Source organism: Actinoplanes sp. NPDC051537 (genome assembly GCF_055586105.1).
Map to the genome: position 1 here is coordinate 172,548 of NZ_JBVJIU010000011.1, position 17,562 is coordinate 190,109.

General features: G+C 73.0%; 17 protein-coding genes. 7 read left to right on the forward strand and 10 right to left on the reverse strand.

Annotated features, from left to right (window positions below; all coding sequences use genetic code 11):
- Positions 1–4: 4 nt before the first annotated feature.
- Genes ACZ6TB_RS27085 through ACZ6TB_RS27095 form a run of 3 tightly spaced genes read right to left on the reverse strand, consistent with a single transcriptional unit; the run spans position 5 to position 2,658 of the window.
- Positions 5–955: an ROK family glucokinase gene (locus ACZ6TB_RS27085; RefSeq protein WP_465558295.1), complete on the reverse strand. Its 951-nt coding sequence runs from the start codon at positions 953–955 to the stop codon at positions 5–7.
- Between the two features lie 21 nt (positions 956–976).
- Positions 977–2,188, reverse strand: coding sequence for a hypothetical protein (locus ACZ6TB_RS27090; protein ID WP_465558297.1), 1,212 nt, complete (start codon positions 2,186–2,188; stop codon positions 977–979).
- Positions 2,189–2,205: 17 nt separating this feature from the next.
- The gene (locus ACZ6TB_RS27095; protein WP_465558299.1) at positions 2,206–2,658 is read right to left on the reverse strand and encodes an SRPBCC family protein; all 453 of its coding nucleotides are present in this window, start codon (positions 2,656–2,658) and stop codon (positions 2,206–2,208) included.
- 81 nt (positions 2,659–2,739) lie between these two features.
- On the opposite strand from ACZ6TB_RS27095, the gene ACZ6TB_RS27100 reads away from it, so the two are divergent.
- A complete protein-coding gene (locus ACZ6TB_RS27100) occupies positions 2,740–4,428 on the forward strand; it encodes a GAF domain-containing sensor histidine kinase (RefSeq protein ID WP_465558301.1) in 1,689 nt (562 codons plus the stop codon).
- A gap of 7 nt (positions 4,429–4,435) precedes the next feature.
- Positions 4,436–5,104: a response regulator transcription factor gene (locus ACZ6TB_RS27105; protein ID WP_020512124.1), complete on the forward strand. Its 669-nt coding sequence runs from the start codon at positions 4,436–4,438 to the stop codon at positions 5,102–5,104.
- Here ACZ6TB_RS27105 and ACZ6TB_RS27110 read toward each other — a convergent pair.
- Both ACZ6TB_RS27110 and ACZ6TB_RS27115 read right to left on the reverse strand, forming a co-directional pair.
- Complete coding sequence (locus tag ACZ6TB_RS27110; RefSeq protein WP_465558303.1) at positions 5,101–5,508, reverse strand: DUF4395 domain-containing protein; 408 nt, start codon at positions 5,506–5,508, stop codon at positions 5,101–5,103. The two genes, ACZ6TB_RS27105 and ACZ6TB_RS27110, sit on opposite strands and share 4 nt — an antisense overlap.
- Positions 5,509–5,570: 62 nt before the next feature.
- A complete protein-coding gene (locus ACZ6TB_RS27115) occupies positions 5,571–6,080 on the reverse strand; it encodes a MarR family winged helix-turn-helix transcriptional regulator (protein WP_465558305.1) in 510 nt (169 codons plus the stop codon).
- Between the two features lie 67 nt (positions 6,081–6,147).
- Between ACZ6TB_RS27115 and ACZ6TB_RS27120 the strand changes: the two genes are divergently transcribed.
- Positions 6,148–7,374 (forward strand): MFS transporter, encoded by a 1,227-nt coding sequence (locus tag ACZ6TB_RS27120; protein WP_465558307.1) that lies wholly within the window; start codon positions 6,148–6,150, stop codon positions 7,372–7,374.
- Between the two features lie 107 nt (positions 7,375–7,481).
- On the opposite strand, the gene ACZ6TB_RS27125 is transcribed toward ACZ6TB_RS27120, so the two are convergent.
- The 5 genes from ACZ6TB_RS27125 to ACZ6TB_RS27145 all read right to left on the reverse strand — a co-directional run bounded on the left by ACZ6TB_RS27125 (position 7,482) and on the right by ACZ6TB_RS27145 (position 12,338).
- On the reverse strand, positions 7,482–8,201 hold the full coding sequence (locus tag ACZ6TB_RS27125) for a TlpA family protein disulfide reductase (protein ID WP_465558309.1): 720 nt from the start codon (positions 8,199–8,201) through the stop codon (positions 7,482–7,484).
- A 51-nt stretch (positions 8,202–8,252) separates the two neighbouring features.
- Positions 8,253–9,383 (reverse strand): glycosyltransferase family 4 protein, encoded by a 1,131-nt coding sequence (locus tag ACZ6TB_RS27130; RefSeq protein ID WP_465558311.1) that lies wholly within the window; start codon positions 9,381–9,383, stop codon positions 8,253–8,255.
- On the reverse strand, positions 9,383–10,630 hold the full coding sequence (locus ACZ6TB_RS27135) for a M48 family metallopeptidase (RefSeq protein ID WP_465558313.1): 1,248 nt from the start codon (positions 10,628–10,630) through the stop codon (positions 9,383–9,385). Before ACZ6TB_RS27135 ends, ACZ6TB_RS27130 begins: the two co-directional genes overlap by 1 nt.
- 22 nt (positions 10,631–10,652) lie before the next feature.
- Positions 10,653–10,871, reverse strand: coding sequence for a hypothetical protein (locus ACZ6TB_RS27140; RefSeq protein ID WP_465558315.1), 219 nt, complete (start codon positions 10,869–10,871; stop codon positions 10,653–10,655).
- A 78-nt stretch (positions 10,872–10,949) separates the two neighbouring features.
- Positions 10,950–12,338, reverse strand: a complete 1,389-nt coding sequence (locus ACZ6TB_RS27145) for an NYN domain-containing protein (RefSeq protein WP_465558317.1) — start codon at positions 12,336–12,338, stop codon at positions 10,950–10,952.
- Between the two features lie 138 nt (positions 12,339–12,476).
- Here ACZ6TB_RS27145 and ACZ6TB_RS27150 point away from each other — a divergent pair, with 138 nt between their 5' ends.
- From ACZ6TB_RS27150 to ACZ6TB_RS27165, 4 genes are all read left to right on the forward strand, one after another.
- Positions 12,477–14,276, forward strand: coding sequence for a DEDD exonuclease domain-containing protein (locus tag ACZ6TB_RS27150; protein WP_465558319.1), 1,800 nt, complete (start codon positions 12,477–12,479; stop codon positions 14,274–14,276).
- Positions 14,277–14,384: 108 nt separating this feature from the next.
- Positions 14,385–16,178, forward strand: a complete 1,794-nt coding sequence (locus ACZ6TB_RS27155) for a RelA/SpoT family protein (protein WP_465558321.1) — start codon at positions 14,385–14,387, stop codon at positions 16,176–16,178.
- An 82-nt stretch (positions 16,179–16,260) separates the two neighbouring features.
- Positions 16,261–16,716 (forward strand): NUDIX hydrolase, encoded by a 456-nt coding sequence (locus tag ACZ6TB_RS27160; protein ID WP_465558621.1) that lies wholly within the window; start codon positions 16,261–16,263, stop codon positions 16,714–16,716.
- Positions 16,713–17,546, forward strand: a complete 834-nt coding sequence (locus tag ACZ6TB_RS27165) for a nucleotidyltransferase family protein (protein ID WP_465558323.1) — start codon at positions 16,713–16,715, stop codon at positions 17,544–17,546. Before ACZ6TB_RS27160 ends, ACZ6TB_RS27165 begins: the two co-directional genes overlap by 4 nt.
- The last annotated feature ends 16 nt before the right edge of the window (positions 17,547–17,562 follow it).

A 17,562-nucleotide genomic window follows, 5' to 3' on the forward strand; every position in this document is an offset into this window, starting at 1 on the left:
TAGGTCAGATCCGCCGAGCCAGGTCGGCGGCGCCGACGACGCCCGCCGTGTTGCCGGTCTCCGCCGCGACCACCTCGGCGACCGGGAACCGGCCGCGCTGTTTGAGCTGATCTCGGTACGTCGTCTGGGTCGGCGTCATGAGCAGGTCACCGGCGTCGACCACGCCGCCGCCGACCACCAGGATCTGCGGGTCGAGGGCCTGCGCGAGGTCGGCCATCGCGACGCCGAGCCAGTAGCCGATCTGCGCGAACGCGTCCCGGGCCACGCCGTCGCCGTTGCGGGCCGCCTCGGTGATCTGCCGGCCCGAGATCGCCAGCGGGTCGCCGCCGGCCAGCTCGAGCAGCTGGGCGGCGCGCTCGGGCTCCTGCCGGGCGCCGGCCCGGGCGAAGCGGACCAGGGCGTTGCCGCTCGCGTACTGCTCGAGGCAGCCGAGCCGCCCGCAGCCGCACGGGTGCCCGTCCGGCACCGACTGGATGTGGCCGAGCTCCCCCGCGATCCCGTTGGCCCCGCGCCAGAGCTTGCCGTTGAGCACGATGCCGCCGCCGATGCCGGTGCCCACCGTGATCATGACCATCGAGTCGTCGGCGTGCCGGGCGACGCCGAACCGGAACTCGGCCCAGGCCGCGACGTTGGCGTCGTTCTCCAGCACGGTGGGCAGGCCGACCGCCTTGCTCACGTAGTCGCGCAGAGGCTCGTCACGCCACGCGAGGTTGGGCGCGAACAGCACGGTGGCCCCCGGCGCGTCGATCCAGGCGGCGGCGCCGATGCCGATCGAGGTCGCCTCCGGATATTGCCGCGCCAGCTCCGCCGCCACCTCGACGATCGTGTCGCGGGTGCCGGCCGGGTCCTCGGCCGGCGTGTCGCGGCGGTTCGACGCCAGCACGGAGCCGTGCTCGTCGACCACCCCTCCGGCCACCTTGGTGCCGCCGACGTCGACTCCGATGGTCAGCGTCACGCTGTCTCCTTCTGCTACCTGCTATGCCGCGCCGTCGCCGCCGGCAGCGTCGCCCGCCGCGTCGTCGCGCTCCCCGGACACCCCGGCGCCCGGTACATCATGATCCACGGTCGCGGTTCCGGCCACGTCGCCAACACCCGCTTCGGCCGTGGCCGCGGCCCACACATCAAACCCGCGAGGGCGACCCCCGGCCCGCGTGTCACCCGTCTCCCCACCACCCGCAGATACACCCGGCGTGCCCTCAGCGGCCTCAGAACCGCCCAGCGCGCCTGTCGCGGCCCCGGAATCGCCCGGCGCGTCTGTCACGCTCTTCGCGGCCTCGGCCAGCGCCGCCGCCTCGGCCACTCGGCGGGCGGCCTCGGCCGCCGCCTCGCGCGCCTTCTTGGCCGCCGCCCGTCGCTCGGCCTGCACGGCCGCCCGTTTCGCCGCCGCGGCCGCCCGCTCGTCCTCGGCCGCCGCCGCGCTCGCCGCCGAGGCGGCCGCCCACGGGTCGACCCCGGCCGCAGCCATCTCGGCGTGCGTCTTCGTGGGTCTCTTCACGGGGCGCTTCGCGCTGACCGTCCCCGCAGCCCGGTCCGCGTTGCCATCCGCCGCCACGCCCTCCGGATTTTCCGGATTTGTCGGAAATGTGTCGCGAGGAGAGGGCTGGCCGGTCGCTGTGGAGGCATCGGCTGCGGACGGGGCCGCGTTGGCTGCGCCGGAGTCGGGCGAGGCAGCGTCGGCCGCGCGCGAGCCCGCGCCGGCAGCGCGCGGCGTCGCGCCCGCCGCGGTCGCGGCCACGCGCGATGCCGGCTTCGCCGCGCGGGTCGCTGCCGACCACGCCTGGTCGGGGCTGGGCTGCGGCGCGGGCGCCGGCCTCGCCGCCCGTTTCGGCCGGTCACCCGCCAGCACCGAGAGACCGCGCATCAGGCTGGCCACCCCGCTCGCGATGTCACCCGCGCTGGCGGCCATGCGGGCGGCCGTCTCCGGGCCCGGGTCGCGCACCGCCGCGATCGCCTTGCACACCGGGCACACGCAGCACTCCGCGCTACCCGTCGCCCAGCCGCCACTCGACTGCTGCTTGTGCGCGGGGCCGGAAACCCCCGCGAACCGGTTGACCGCGCCGAAGGCGGAGTCGACCAGGGCACTCAGGCCGGCCGCGACGCCCTCGCGCGTACCGGAAGAATCGCTCGAAGCCATCGCGATCATTGCGGCGACCAGCCGCTCGGCCTCCTCGCGCGCTGAACCCGGCATCGCACCCACCCGCCCGCTCAGCTCGCCGGGAGGCTCTCGACGCGGCGCTTGAGCTGCTTCAACGCCGTGTCCATGATCATCTTTTCGGCCTTGCGGCGGAACATGCCGAGCATGCCGATGGAGAGCTCGACGGCGAGCGCGTAGGTCACCGTGGTGGTGCCGTCGCCGTTGTCGGCCAGGTCGTAGGAGCCCTCCTGCGACTTCTGCGTCTTGGAGGGCTCGACCAGCTGCCACTCGATGCGGCTCAGATCCTCGGCGTACGCGTACTCGAGCGTGTAGTCGTCGGCCATCACGCCGGCGTCGATCACGAAGCGGACCCGCGCGGCATAGCCGTCCTCGTACTCCTCGAGGACCTCGATCTGCTTCAGCGCGTCGACCCATTCGGGGTATCGCGGGAAGTCGCAGATCACCGCGGCGACCGCGCCGACGGGCGCAAGTACCTGGATCGACTGCGTCGAGGTATCCGCCATGCACGGAGGCTACCCCGTCCGTACGACATTCCCGACGACCGGGCCGAGCCGCATCTTGCAGCGGCGACTACCATCCGTCAGGTGCCGGTGCTAGCCAGTGTCTCCGCGCGTGTCCAACCGCTCGCGGTGACCGCGCGCGTCATCATGTTGGCGCTGGTCGCGGCCCTCACCCTGATCGCCACCCGCGATCCGGCGCAGCTGCGCTGGATCGCCCTCCTCGTGGTCGCGGCGCTGCCCGCGTTCCTGGCGCCCGACCATCGCGTCTTCGGACCGCTCGGCCGGTTCGCCGAGGTCACGGTCACCGGGCTCGCGGCCGGCTCGATCGCGGCCGCGGCCACCCGCAGCGGCACAGTGGACGCCGGGTTCGGCGCCGAGGCCGTGCTGCCCTACCTCGCCGTCCCATTGCTGACCGCCGCCCTGCGCCGCCGGCCGACCGAGGGCGCCGCGCTGCTCGGCGTCGCGGCCGTCGCGCTGGTCGCCGGCGGCACCCTGATCGGACAGGACAGCCCGATCACCCAGCCGGGCTTCCTCGCGGCCGGCGGCCAGTGGCTCGTGCTCGGCGCGATCGTCACGTTCGCGGCCGACACCATGCGGCAGCTCATGCAGCCGGCCGAGCCGACCCCGCAGCCGTACGCGGAAGCCACCCGCCTCCTGACCCAGCTGCGCAGCGTGGCCCGGTCGCTCCCGGGCGCCACGCTCGACCCGGGCGGCATCTCCGAGCACCTGCTCGACGAGCTGCGCATGGTGGCGCCCAGCGACCGTTCCGCCGTTCTCTCCACCAGCGGCGGCGGCCGTCTCGTGGTGCTGGCCCAGACCGGCGCCGACCGCGTCGACTGGGAGACCACGCTCGACGCCGACTCGGCCATCGCCGACTCCTGGGCCACCCAGCAGCCCCAGGTGGCGAACCGGTCGCAGGGCCGCTCGGCGCGCCGGGGCGAGGTCTCCTCGCTCGTCGTCCCGCTGGTCGCCGGGGTGCGCACGATCGGGTTGGTGATCCTGGAAACGGATGCTTCCAACGCGTACCCCTCCTCGGTGGTCTTCGATGTCACCGGCGTGACCGAGCCCGCGGCAATTCGCCTCGAGGCCGCCCTGCTCTTCGATGACGTGCGCTCGCTGGCCACCAATGAGGAGCGTCAGCGGCTGGCCCGCGAGATCCACGACGGCGTCGCGCAGGAGCTCGTGATGGTCGGCTACGGCATCGACAACGCGCTCGCGACGCTCCCCGAGGGCACCGATGAGACCGCCGAGGAGCTGCGCACCCTGCGCAACGAGGTCACCCGGGTCATCACCGAGCTGCGGCTGAGCCTGTTCGAGCTGCGTTCCGAGGTGGACCGCAACGGCGGCCTGGCCGCCGCGATCGCCGAGTACGCGCGGACCCTGGGCACCTCGGCGGGGCTGCGCGTGCACTTCACCTTCGACGAGTCCACGGCCCGGCTGCCCGCCGCGACCGAGGCCGAATTGCTCCGCATCGCGCAGGAGGCGATCACCAACGCGCGGAAGCACGCCGGAGCCTCTAATCTGTGGGTTACCTGCACCGTGGACCCGCCGTACGCGGAGATCGAGGTCTCCGACGACGGCAAGGGCTTCGCCGACGACCGCCCGGACGGTCGTTACGGCCTCACCATCATGGCCGAGCGGGCGGAACGGATCCGGGGCCGACTGAAGATCACGCCGCGACACCCCAGCGGGACAACCGTAGCCGTAGTGCTCGGATCGCCGGGTCGGCGCGATAGCGTGCGGGATAGCGTTTCCGCTCCAGAAGGGGAGTAACCCGAGCATGTCGACCAGTCCTGCGCCGACGACGCGCACCAAGGTCCTCCTTGTTGACGATCACGACCTGATTCGTAAGGGGCTGCGACACGCATTCGAGCGCGACCGTCAGTTCGAGGTCGTCGGCGAGGCGGCCACCGCGGCCGAGGCGGTCCGGCAGGCCGGCGCCCTCCAGCCCGACGTCGTGATCATGGACCTGCGCCTGCCCGACGGCAGTGGCCTCGAGGCCACCAAGGCGCTGCGGAAGAACAACGCCAACATGGGCATCGTGGTCCTCACCATGTACGCGGGCGACGATCAGCTGTTCGGCGCCCTCGAGGCCGGCGCGAGCGCCTTCGTGCCCAAGACCGCGCCGGCCGACGAGGTCGTGGCGGCCGCCCGGCACGCGGCGTCGGCGCCGAGCGCGTTCACCGCGGCCGACCTGGCCGAGGCCATGAAGCGCCGGCTGGCCCCGTCCGGCCCGCAGCTCTCGCCCCGCGAGGGACAGGTGTTGCGCCTGCTCGCCGATGGGATGAGCGTGGCCGGCATCGCCAAGCAGCTGTTCGTGTCGGAGTCGACCGCCAAGACCCACATCTCGAAGCTGTACGAGAAGCTGGGCGCGGCGAACCGGGCGCAGGCGCTCATGACGGCGCTGCGGCTGGGCCTGCTCGAGGCGCCCGACGCCCCGAAGTTCTAAGCGGTTCGCATCCGCTTGATCAGCAGGTAGGCCTCGCACCCGAGACACAGCCCGAAGGCCGCGTTCAGGAACGCCGCGAGCAACCCGAACGCGGCGAACACCACGCCCAGCGTGGTCAGCCCGGTGAGGTACCCCAGCGTGCTCACGGCCAGGAAGCTAAAACCGACGGTCTGGGCGAAACGGACGGGGGCGGCGGGCTCGCGCTCGGCCGGGGGACCGATGCGCGGCAAGATCAAGGACCGATAGGCGTACGCGTAAGGGCCCTTGCGTGGATCGAGAGCGGTGACGGCGAAGACGATCGTCTGGGCGAGCGCCAGCCAGCCCCAGCCGGTGGCCAGCACCACGATCAGAACGGCGCTGGTCACGGCCGCGGCGAAGCGCTGGCCGCGGGGGTCGAGTTCCATGCTCCGAAGCGTCGCATTGTTCGCCGTCGACGTAGCTGTGTGCTCAATCACCACCGGCCCGGTCAACTTTCCAGGGAACGCATGACCTTGCGGAGCAGGGTGTTGAGCTGAACCAGCTCCTCGTACGTCAGCGCGCTCATCATCTGGCGATCGCGCGCCATCCCCTCGAAGATGTTCCGGTCCCACTGCTCGCGCCCCTTGGACGTCGGCCGCACCAGCACCCGCCGCCGATCGCCCGGGTCGACCTCGCGGGTCACCAGGCCCGCCCCCACGAGCCGGTCGAGGCGGCTGGTCATCGCCGCCCGGGTCACGTGGGTGGCATCGGCCAGTTGCGCCGGGGTCGCCTCCGTCGGATGGGGCTGCACCATCAGCGCGTGCAGCGTCTTGTAGTCCTCCAGCGTGAAGTCCTCGTTGCCGGCGAAGGCGGCGGCGTCCAGCCGCTTGGCCCACTTGTTGATGTCGTACATCCGGACCAGCGCGCCCTCGACCTCGGGCGCGAACCGGGCGTCGTCCTTCCAGAACGCCGCCCAGCGCGCCACGTGGTGATCGACACCGTCCCTCTCTTCGGCCATGCCGCCCATTGTTCCACGCCCGATATTTAGATTGCGAATAATTCGACGTCGAACTAGTCTCGCCGTCATGCTCTCCGACTTCCGCCTGCTCGCCGCCGGCCAGACCCTGTCCTGGATCGGCAACGGCTTCCAGACCGTCGCCCTCGCCGTCGCCGTGGTGCGGGCGGGCGGCGGCGCCGGCGACCTCGGCATCGTGATGGCCAGCTCGTTCACCGCGCTGCTGGCCTGCTCGCTGGTCGGCGGCGTCTGGGCCGACCGTCTCCAGCCGAAGCGCGTCATGGTCGTCTCCGACCTGATCCGCCTGCTCTGCGCGGCCGCGATCGCGGTGATGTTCGTCGGCGGCGGCTACCACCTGGCGCTGCTCTGCGCGCTGACGGCGATCTCGTCCGGCGCCGGCAGCTTCTTCAACCCGGCGATGACCGCGCTGCGCCCGTTGCTGGTGCCCGTCGAGCGTCGCCAGGCGGCCAACGCGACGCTGAGCATTCTGCAGACCGGCAGCTCGGTGGCCGGTCCGGCGCTGGGCGGCCTCACGGTGGCGGCGTTCGGCGCGCCGGCCGGCTTCGCGGTGAACGCGGCCAGTTTCCTGGCGTCGATGGCCGCCTGCCTGCTGCTGCGGGCCCGCGCCACCCGCGGGCCGCGCTCGTCGATGCTGGCCGAGCTGCGCGCCGGCTGGCACGAGATCAGCAGCCGGAGCTGGTTGCTGGGCGGGCTGTTCGGGGCCGGGGTCTACCACATCGCGAACGGCATCATCCTGGTGCTGGTGCAGGTGGTGGCCATCGAGCGCCTGGGCGGCGCGACCGCCGCCGGCTTCATCGCGGCGGCGGAGGGCCTGGGCGGCACCATCGGCGCGGCGGTCGCGTTGCGCTTCAAACCGCGGCGCTTGCTGCGGGCGGGCTGGCTCACCCTCATGCTGATGCCGTTCTGGTCCCTGGCGTACGTGTGGCCGGCCACCCTGGTGGCGGTCCTGGCCGGTGCGATCATCGGCTGGGCGGGCCTGATCTTCTTCGACGTGGCCTGGGAGACGGCGTTGCAGGACCGCGTCCCGCAGAGCGCCCTGGGCCGGGTCGCGTCGTGGGACACGCTGCTGTCCTTCATCGCCATCCCCGTCGGCAACGCCCTGGCCGGTCCCGTGGCCGGCCAGTTCGGCACCAACCGGGTCCTGACCGTCTGCTCCCTGGTCCTCCTGCTGGCCGCGGCGTCGCAATTCCTGATCCCCGCGTCCCGGAACCTGACCCGCGCGGGCCGGCCGGCCGCCGCGCACACCCCGCCCGAGCTGGCCGAGGCCACCCTGTAGCGGCCGCCGCCGCTGGGTTGCCGCCCTGTCGGCGCGGCCGGTCATCCGGCCGCCGCCGCTGGGTTGCCGCCCTGTCGGCGCGGCCGGTCATCCGGCCGCGCCGAGAGTCACTCCGCGGCGGGCAGCAGACCGGCGAGCGCCGCGATCAGCTGCGGCTTGCTCGGCACGCCGGTGGCCCGCTTCACCACGCGCCCCTCGGTGTCCAGCACGAGCAGCGTCGGCGTCCGCCAGATGCCCAGCTCCCGCACCTCGTCGAGGTGGCTCTCGGCATCGACCTCGACGTGCCGCACCCCCGGCAGCAGCTCGGCCACCTCGGCGCTCACCCGCCGCACGGTCCGGCAGGGCGCACAGAACGCCGACGAGAACTGCAACAGCGTCACCGCCGCCGGCCCGACACCGAGCCGCTCGAGCAGTCCGGCCTCGAGCCGCTGCCCCGCCGCGCTCGGGTCGCCCTCGTTCCGCTCCCTCGCGTCCTCGACGACTCCGGGCTCTTCCTCGCGATCCGGCACCACGCCCACCGCGTCAGAGGGGAGGGACGGGACTACCGAGAGCGTCCGGGGCTTGGGAGCAGCAGCCTGATGCGTCCCCTGCACCGCCGCGGCCGCCGCCGTCGACGCCGCCTTGGCCGCCGTGGTGGCCGCCGCCGCGGGCGACGAATGGTCCGGGATCTCGACGACCTCGAGGCCCGCCGCCCGCAGGATCGCGGCCCGCTTCCGCTTCTCGGCCGCCTCGTCCCGGATCACGCCATCGGTGCGCCGGCGCCACAAACCGAACGTCGTAGCCACGATCAGGACGGCGACAATGACGGCGATCCCCAGCGGGTCCATAGGGAAACGATGCCACGCCAAAGTTGCCGAACAACCGGGTAGCGACGCGATTCACGTCCGCTGATCGAGCAGCGCCGTCAGCCGGGCCGCCTGTCGCTCCCACCGCCACTCCTGCTCGACCCATGCCCGGCCGGCCTTGCCCATCGCCCGGGCCTTCGCCGGGTCGGCCAGCAACTCGGTCAAACGGGACGTCAGGGCGGCCAGGTCGCGGCCGCCCACCACGAACCCCGTCTCCCCCTCGCGGACCGCGTCGGGCGCGCCCCCGGAGTCGCCGCCGACCACGGGCAGGCCCGTGGCCGAGGCCTCCAGGTAGACGATGCCGAGACCCTCGACGTCGAGGCCCGCGGCGCGGGTGCGGCACGGCATCGCATAGACGTCGCCGGCCGCATAGTGCGCGGGCAGCTCGGCCCACGGGACCGAACCGGTGAAGACCACATCGGACTCGACACCCTGCTCGCGGGCCAGCTTCTCGAGCTTCGGCCGGTAGGGGCCGCCGCTCACCAGCAGCAGGGCCGCGCCGGGCACGCGGCGGCGGACCGCCGGCAGGGCGCGGATCAGCATGTCCTGGCCCTTGCGCGGCACCAGGCGGGAGACGCAGACGATCACCGGGCGGTCGCTCAGGCCATGCCGGGCGCGGACCGCCGACCCGTCGACGCCGGGACGGAACGCCTCGACGTCGACCCCGGGCGCCAGCCGCTCGAGGTCGGTGAGGCCGTGCAGGGCCCGGTCGAGCCGGGTGCGCTGGTAGTCCCCCAGGTACGTGACCACGTCGTTGCCCCGGGCGATGCGCCGCAGCAACTGCCGCGCGCCGGGCAGCGCGGCCCAGCCGATCTCGTGCCCGTGGGTGATCGCCACCGCCCGGGTGACGCCGGCCGACCGGCGCAGGCCCTCGGCCAGCAGCCCGAGCGGGGCCGCCGCGCCGAACCAGACCCGGTCGCAGCCGTGCTCGCGGGCCAGCGACGCGGCCCGGCGCGCCACCGCGGGCGTCGGCAGCAGCACGCCGGTCCGCTCGCGCACCACCTCGAACGGCTGCTCGGCGTCGAATTTCGCCGAGCCCTTCCACGTCGACGCGTAGACGACCACCGACCCGGCCGGCTGCCGGATCGCCAGGTTGTGCACGAACTGCTGGATGCCGCCGGGCCGGGGCGGGAAGTCGTTGGTGACCAGCAGCGTGCGACCCATCAGCGCGCTCCCCGGGCATAGGCGCGGGCCGCGGCCATGCGCTCCACCGTGGACGGGTGCGAGGCGGAAATGACGTACTCCCAGGTCGGCGGGTCGGGATCGGAGAGGTTCACGGTGCCGAGGCGGCGCTGCATGGCCTCGAAGGTCTCCGGGTCGCCGGTCAGCGCCAGCGCGTGCGCGTCGGCCCGGGCCTCGATGCGGCGCGAGACGTAGGCCTGGGCCGGGCCGGCGACCAGGCCGGCGACGGTCACCACGGCCAGCATCAGGCCGATGCCGCGTGGCTCGCCGAGCGAGGTGACGCCGGCCAGCCGCAGCAGCCCGGACCACGAGCCGAGCAGGAACAGCGCGATCACCGCGACGGCCGAGCCCAGGGCGCCGAGCACGGTGCCGATCAGGACGTCGTTGTCCTTCGCGTGGCCGAGCTCGTGGGCCACCACCGAGACGACCTCGTCGGGCGTGGCCTCGGTCAGCATGGTGTCGTAGACGACGATGCGGCGGGTCGGGCCGAGCCCGGAGACGTACGCGTTGACCGCGCGCGTGCGGCGCGAGGCGTCGGCCACCAGCACGTCCCGCACGGGCACGCCGTCGCGGACGGCGATCTCGAGCAGCGAGGTGCGCAGCGGGCCGTCGGCCATCGGGGTGAACTTGTTGAACACGGGCTCGACCAGCACCGGCAGCACGAACGAGAGCAGCACGACCAGCCCGGCCGCGCCGACCGCGCCGAACGCCCACCACCAGCGCGGTGCGAAGTGGGTGATCGTGTAGAAGCCGAGCAGGGCCACCCCGCCGATCACCGCGCCGACCGCCCACGACTTCAGCAGGTCGACCGTCCACGCGCCCCAGGTCTGGGTGGAGATGCCGTACTTCACCACGACGACGTGACGCCAGGCCGCGAACGGCAGCGTGACGACCTCGGCCACGAGCACCACGGCGAGGCCGCCGAGGAGGGCCCGCACCACCCAGTGGTCGCCGAACGCGCCGACGATGCGGGCGCCGAGCGGGGTCAGCCCGAGCACCAGCGCCACGAGAAGGCCGATGGCCATCGCGCCGTACGACCCCGGGCGCAACTCGGCGTGGAACTGGCGGGCCCGCGCGACCTTGTCGGCCGGGAGCGAGCTGAGCGCGGCGAGCTGGTCGGCGCGCGGCGCGGGCGGCCGGTGCCAGGGGATGGTCACGGCGGCGAAGACGGCGAGCAGCACGAGCAACACAACGAGGGTGCCGGCGGCCCAGGCTCGCGACGTCGTCATCCGCCACATCCTAGAGACGCGATCACGCCACGTGTCGGCGCGGGAGCATCGGCACGACCACCGGCGGCTCGGGGGTCTCGACGATCTCCACCTCGAAGCCCGCCAGCTCGAACGTCTCGATCGCCCGGACCTCGCCGGGGGTCAGGTCGGCAATGCCGTCGGGCGTGTCCAGCAGCGCGCTGACCAGGCAACCCCGGCACGCGTCGGACGGCCCGGCGCAGCGACCGCAGTCGACGATCATCACTCCTCCTCACCCGGGTGGCACACCGACCACCATCGGTGACCGTCACGCTAGGCGAGGGGTACGACAAAAATCCGGTCAGGAGCGGGCGAGTCGCCTGAGCAGGGAGTCGGCGCCCATCGGATACGCACCGTGACGCCGCACGCCGTCGGCGACCTCGCGGTCCGACGAGATCACCACGATCGGCCGTCCGGCCGGCTCGGCCCGGACCAGCTGCCGGATCAGCTCGTCGGCGGTGTCGCCCTTGCGGGAGAACAGGACGCGTACGCCGCGCGGGGCCGGCGGCAGGCCGTGCACCCGCTCCGCGCCGTCGAAGACCACGGTGACCTCGTCGCCGGTCTGCGCCGCGATCCCGCCGAGGCCGGTGATCAGCCGCTTGCGCTGCTGCTCGAGCGACATCTCGGCGAAGCCGCGCTTGGTCACGTTGTAGCCGTCCACCACCAGATGCGCCCGCGGCAGCGCGAGCAGCTGGTCGAGCCGGCCCGGGTCGTCGGTGTCCTGGGCCCGGGCGCGGGACCGCTCGGGCTGGCCCGGCCGGTCGGCGGCGATGTCGGCGACGAAATCGGCGGGCAGCTTGTCGGACGGGCCCAGCGCCAGCTCGCGGCGCAGACCCGAGGCGGCCTGGCCGATGGTCTCGATGAGCAGCCAGAGCCGGGCGTCGTCGGCGGCGCGGGCGTCCTTGGCGCTCTGCTTGCCGTTCGCGGCCTGCGTCTCGGCCTCCGCGAGGCGGGTCTTCAGGCGGCGTACCTCGGCATCGTGATCGGCCGCGACGCGCGACGCGCGCCCCTTCTCCGTGGCCAGCAGGTCGCTCGCGCGTTTCTGGCCGGCCTGCGCCTCGCGCAGCGCCTTCGACGTCGACCGGGACTCCTCCCGCAGCTGGCCCAGCTCCTCGCGCACCCGGGCCAGCTCGTCGCGCAGCTTGTCGGCCTCGACCTTGGCCACCGTGCGGTCGTGCTCGGCGCGGACGGCCCGATGCTCGGCCTCGCGGATGCGGTTCTCCACCGCGGCGCTGTCGGCCTCGGCCCGGACCGCGTCGCCGGCGCCCTCGACCAGGTCGCGCCAGCCGTCGGGCCGGGCCAGGTAGGCCAGCGCGGCGACCTCGACCGGGTCGGCGGCGGCCGGGGCCATGCCGGCCGACACGGCGGCGCCGAGGTCGCCCGCGTCGGTGATGACCTTGCCGCTGATCCGCTGACGGAAGAGCGGGTCCGAGGTCAGTTGCGCGGCGATCTCGCGACCGCCGAGGCGAGCCCGCCGGTTCGGGGCGAACCGGGCGACCCGCCGCAGCACGACCGGGATCTCGTCGCCCGGCAGCCCGGGCAGCGCGGCGGCCGCCAGTGTGGTGATGCGCTGACGGACGGGCTCGGGCAGGACCGGTTCCGGGACGAACTCCTCGTCTTGAGCGAGCCCAGCCAGGACAGCCGCCGCCTCCTCCGCGGGGCGGTCGCCGGGAAACGAAGGCTCGGACATCTACCCATTCTCACACCGTGGGCAGCGGAAAAGCTTGTCGAAGCAAGTGATCTTTTGCGGCGAGCCGAAACGCGAACCAAAGGTGCACCGACCGGCGGCGCGACATTTCTGTCGTACCCCCTCTCTAATCTCCCCGCCGTGGCACAACCCGCATACGTCCAGGGCACTCTGGACACGCTTCTCGCCGCCGACGGCTCGGTCGACCCGGCGGCCCTCTCCCTGGCCGACACCACGTTCGTGGTGCTCGACCTGGAGACGACCGGCGGCGCGGCCGACGGCGCCGGCGTCACCGAGATCGGCGCGGTCAAGGTCCGCGCGGGCGAGGAGCTGGGCGTTTTCGCGACCCTGGTCAACCCGGGCGAGCGCATCCCGGCGTTCATCACCGTCCTGACCGGCATCACCGACGCGATGCTGGCCCCGGCCCCGCCGATCGAGACGGTGCTGCCCAGCCTGCTCGAGTTCCTGCGCGGGTCGGTGCTGGTGGCGCACAACGCGCCCTACGACGTCGGCTTCCTCAAGGCGGCCTGCGCCCGGCACGGCTACCAGTGGCCCAACCCCCGGGTGCTCGACACGGCCGCCGTGGCCCGCCGGGCGCTCACCCGCGACGAGGTGCCCAACCGCAAGCTCGGCACGCTCGCCCAGTTCTTCCACGCCGCGGTCCAGCCCACCCACCGCGCGCTCGACGACGCCCGGGCCACCGTCGACGTGCTGCACGGCCTGATCGAGCGCCTCGGCAGCTTCCGGGTGCACACGCTCGGTGACGCGATCGAGTTCGCCAAGGCGGTCACCCCGACCCAGCGCCGCCAGCGCCACCTGGCCGACGGCCTGCCGCACGTGCCCGGGGTCTACGTGTTCCGGGCCGCCGACGACCGCCCGCTCTACGTCGGCACGTCGAAGGACATCGCCAAGCGCGTCCGCAGCTACTTCACCGCCAGCGAGAAGAGGGCGCGCATCTCGGAGATGCTCGGCGCCGCGACCCGGGTCGAGGCGGTCGAGTGCGCCCACTCGCTCGAGGCCGAGGTCCGCGAGCTCCGGCTGATCGCGGCACACTCCCCGCCGTACAACCGCAGGTCGAAATATCCCGATCGGGTGGTCTGGCTCAAGCTGACCACCGAGGTCTACCCCCGCCTGTCGGTGGTCCGGCGCCTGGCCGACGACGACGCGGCCTATCTCGGGCCGTTCTCCTCGCGCCGCACCGCCGAGCTGGCCGCGGCCGGTGTCTACGACGCGCTCCCCTTGCGCCAGTGCGCCCACGCGCTCTCGATCCGCACCCCGACCCCCGCGTGCGCCCTGGCCGAGCTCGGCCGATGCCCCGCGCCTTGCGAACACAAGATCACTCCGGAGGCGTACGCGGAGACGGCCGCCCTCCCCTTCCGGACGGCCATCCACGGTGATCCCGAGATCGTGGTCGCCGCCCTGATGGGCCGCATCGACGCCCTCTCCGAGGTCCGGCGGTACGAGGAGGCCGCCGTGCTCCGCTCCCGCCTGATCGCCCTGCTCCGGGCCACGGTCCGCATGCAGCGCCTGTCCGCTTTGACCCGTCTGGCGGAGATCGTGGCCGCCCGGCGCGACGACATCGGCGGGTGGGAGATCGTCGTGGTCCGGCACGGCCGGCTCGCCGCGGCCGCCACCTCGCCGCCTCGCCAGCACCCCCGGCCGACCCTCGACGCGGTCCGGATGACGGCCGAGACGGTCCTACCCGGACCGGGTCCGGTCCCCGCCGCGACCGCCGAGGAGAGCGAGCGGATCCTCGCCTGGCTCGAACGGGCGGACACCCGGTTGGTGGAAACCTCCGGCGACTGGGTGTCACCGGTTCGTGGCGCCGCGCGCTTCACCGCCCTGCTCAACCGGGCAGAAGCCGCAGCAGCGGGCAAAGACTCGGCCGTTCGCTCATCCGTAACTGACCGTTCGGATGACGCTCGCTCGCTTAGGCTGTAAGGCAAGTGGATTCACCGGGCATGGTTCGGGTGACTTCACGGCGATTTGCCAGGCGGATCGCGTGGCGCCCGTCGGGTGCCGGGCGACCGAGCGGTGAGGGGGTGTCCAGTGGACGTCGACGCCGGCCACGGCGCCGCCCTTGGACGTGCCCTCCCCACGCAAGTGCCCGCCGAGCAATCCATCTCCCAGCGGCTCCGGTCCTTTCTGAGTTTCCCGGGCAACGACGACGACCCGGTCGCGAAACTCACCAAGACCCACCGCGGCATCCACCCCTCCGCCGACGCCGGCGTGCTCCGCCGCAGCTACGCCATCGCGGAGAACATGCACCGCGGCCAGATGCGCAAGTCCGGCGATCCTTACATCACGCATCCGCTGGCCGTCGCCCAGATCTGCGCCGAGCTCGGCATGGACACGACGACCCTGGTCGCGGCCCTGCTGCACGACACGGTCGAGGACACGAGCTACACCCTCGAGGCGCTGCACAGCGACTTCGGGCCCGAGGTGACCCACCTGGTCGACGGCGTGACCAAGTTCGACAAGGCGTTCTACGGCAAGGCGGCCGAGGCCGAGACCATCCGCAAGATGATCGTGGCGGCCGGCAAGGACGTCCGAGTCCTGGTGATCAAGCTCGCCGACCGGCTGCACAACATGCGTACGCTCGATGCACGCTCCCCCGCCAGCCGCGCCCGGATCGCCACCGCCACCCTCGACGTGCTGGTCCCGCTCTGCGACCGCCTCGGCATCCAGGCCCTCAAGCGCGACCTCGACGACGTGGTGCTCTACCACCTCGAGCCCGACTCGTACGCGCGCATCGACGACCACGTGAAGAACCGCCCGGGCTGGGGGGACTACCTCACCGAGGTGACCGGCAAGGCCCGCGCGGCCCTGCGCCGCCAGCGGGTGACGGCCGTGGTCACGGCCCGCCCGAGGCACTACTACTCGATCTGGAAGGACACGGTCGCCGGCGACCATCCGGTCCCGTTCGACCTGCCCCGGATCGCGGTGATCGTCGACGGCCCGGCCACCGACTGTTACGCGGCGCTCGGCGCGATCCACGGCCAGTGGCGCCCGGTCGCCGGCCGGTTCAAGGACTTCATCGCCTCGCCCAAGAACAACCTGTACCGCTCGCTCCACACGACCGTGACCGGCCCCGACGGCCGCCTGGTCGAGGTGCTGATCCGCACCGAGGCGATGCACCGCTACTCGGAGTACGGCGTGGCCACCGGCTACCGCTACCCGAAGGACGCGGAGACCGCCGACCCGTCCGGCGCCGACCAGCTGTCCTGGCTCAAGCGGGTGCTCGACTGGCAGCAGGACACCAACGACGCCGCCCAGTTCCTCTCCTCGCTGCGCTGCGACCTCGCCGAGGCCCAGATCACGGTCTTCGCCCACGGCCAGGCGGTCGAGCTGCCCAGCGGCTCCACCCCGGTCGACCTGGCCTACGAGCTGAGCTCGGAGAAGGGCGACCAGTGCCTGGCCGCCACGATCAACGGTCGGCTGGCCCCGCTCAGCTCGCAGCTGCGCGACGGCGACGTCGTCGAGATCTTCTCCGAGTCCGACCAGCACGTCGAGCTCGAGCCGAACGCGCCGCGCGGCCCCCGCAAGGAGTGGCTCGGCTTCGTGAAGTCGAGCCAGGCGCAGCTCTCGATCAACCGCTACTTCGACGACAAGAACGAGCCGGGCATGAGCATCGCCGACAAGGTGAAGCTCGGCCGGGCGACGATCGGCCTCACCCTCCGCAAGCACGACCGGGGGCTGGCCAGCGAGGTGCCGCTGCGCCGGCTGGCCGAGGAGCTGGGGTATCCCGACCTCGAGACGATGCTGGTCGCGGTGTGCGAGCGCAACCTCGAGCCGGACGCGGTGGTCGAGCAGCTGATCGCCCTCGTCGACCACCCCGACTGAGTTCACAGCCGCCCCCGCTAGCCTTGGCGACGTGAATTTCCCTCGGCGTGTGCGCGGCCTGGCGTACCTCACGTTCTATCGGATGCCGCTGCCCGCTCGCCGTTTCGTGGCCAAGCTCGTCGCGCCGAGATATCTGGTGGGCGCGGTCACCGTCCTGCGCGACTCGGAGGCGGCGGCGAACGGCGGACCCGAGCGCCTGCTGCTCCTGCGCCAGCCGCATCGCGGCGGCTGGGGCCTGCCGGCCGGCCTGCTCAAGAAGCGGGAACAGCCGGTGGTGGGCGCGGCCCGGGAGCTTTTCGAGGAGACCGGCGTACGCGTGGAGCCGGCCGACATGACGGCCGGCTCGCCCAACGCCATCGTCCACGTCGTGGGCGTGGTCGACACGATCTTCTTCGCGTACGTCCCGGCGTCGTCCACGCCGCTGGTGGTCGACGGCGCCGAGGTCCTCGAGGCGGCCTGGTTCCCGGTCGACGACCTCCCGCGGCTCAGCGCCAACACGGCTCTCGTGCTGAACACGTACGGCATAGTCCCGCGGTGACGCCCGTCTGCGCGCTGATCCTGGCCGCCGGCGAGGGCCGGCGTCTCCGTCCCCTCACCGAGCGGCTCCCCAAGGCCCTCTGCCCGGTCGGCAACGTCCCGCTGCTCGACCGGGCCCTGGCCCGCGTCGCCGCCCTCGGCTTCGACTCCCCCGCCACCGTCGCCGTCAACGCCGCCTACCTGGCGCCGATGATCGTCGCGCACGTGGGCGGCCGGGCCCACCTCTCGGTCGAGCACGATGGCCCGCTCGGCACCACCGGCGGCGTCGCGCGCCTCAAGTCCTGGATCGACGGACGCGGCGTTCTGATCGGCAACGCCGACGCCTACCTCGCCGACCCGCTGCGGTCCCCCGGCAAGGACGTGGCGGCCATGCTGGACGGTTGGTCCGGGGAAACGGTGCGCATGCTCACGCTGCCGAACCGTCCCGGCGAGACCGGCGGCTTCAGCGGCCACCGTTTCGCCGGCTTCTCGCTCCTCCCGTGGCGCCACGTCCGCGACCTGACCGAGGACCACGACACCCTCGTGCATTCGAGCTGGCGTCCGGCCGAGGCGGCGGGCGAGCTCGAGCTGATCGGTTACGAGGGCGCCTACATCGACACCGGCACGCCTGCCGACTACCTCAGCGCCAATTTGCACGCCGCGAATGGTCAGACCCTGATCGACCCCACGGCTGTGGTCTCCGGGGCCGTCGTCGACTGCGTCATCGGCCCGCATGCCCGGGTGGGGGGCGACGTCGCCCGTGCGGTTGTCTGGCCCGGGGCCGAGGTCCTCCCCGGCGAAAGCCTGACCGACGCGATCCGCGCACCGAACGGCCTGACCGTCCGAGTCTGACCGCGCCGTCGCCGAT

Coding starts and splice junctions, on each gene's coding strand:
- ACZ6TB_RS27160 (WP_465558621.1), top strand. CDS start 16,261: ATGCCGCTGCCCGCTCGCCGTTTCGTGGCCAAGCTCGTCGCGCCGAGA.
- ACZ6TB_RS27130 (WP_465558311.1), bottom strand. CDS start 9,383: ATGGGTCGCACGCTGCTGGTCACCAACGACTTCCCGCCCCGGCCCGGC.
- ACZ6TB_RS27095 (WP_465558299.1), bottom strand. CDS start 2,658: ATGGCGGATACCTCGACGCAGTCGATCCAGGTACTTGCGCCCGTCGGC.
- ACZ6TB_RS27105 (WP_020512124.1), top strand. CDS start 4,436: ATGTCGACCAGTCCTGCGCCGACGACGCGCACCAAGGTCCTCCTTGTT.
- ACZ6TB_RS27115 (WP_465558305.1), bottom strand. CDS start 6,080: ATGGCCGAAGAGAGGGACGGTGTCGATCACCACGTGGCGCGCTGGGCG.
- ACZ6TB_RS27140 (WP_465558315.1), bottom strand. CDS start 10,871: ATGATCGTCGACTGCGGTCGCTGCGCCGGGCCGTCCGACGCGTGCCGG.
- ACZ6TB_RS27145 (WP_465558317.1), bottom strand. CDS start 12,338: ATGTCCGAGCCTTCGTTTCCCGGCGACCGCCCCGCGGAGGAGGCGGCG.
- ACZ6TB_RS27135 (WP_465558313.1), bottom strand. CDS start 10,630: ATGACGACGTCGCGAGCCTGGGCCGCCGGCACCCTCGTTGTGTTGCTC.
- ACZ6TB_RS27125 (WP_465558309.1), bottom strand. CDS start 8,201: ATGGACCCGCTGGGGATCGCCGTCATTGTCGCCGTCCTGATCGTGGCT.
- ACZ6TB_RS27110 (WP_465558303.1), bottom strand. CDS start 5,508: ATGGAACTCGACCCCCGCGGCCAGCGCTTCGCCGCGGCCGTGACCAGC.
- ACZ6TB_RS27090 (WP_465558297.1), bottom strand. CDS start 2,188: ATGCCGGGTTCAGCGCGCGAGGAGGCCGAGCGGCTGGTCGCCGCAATG.
- ACZ6TB_RS27120 (WP_465558307.1), top strand. CDS start 6,148: ATGCTCTCCGACTTCCGCCTGCTCGCCGCCGGCCAGACCCTGTCCTGG.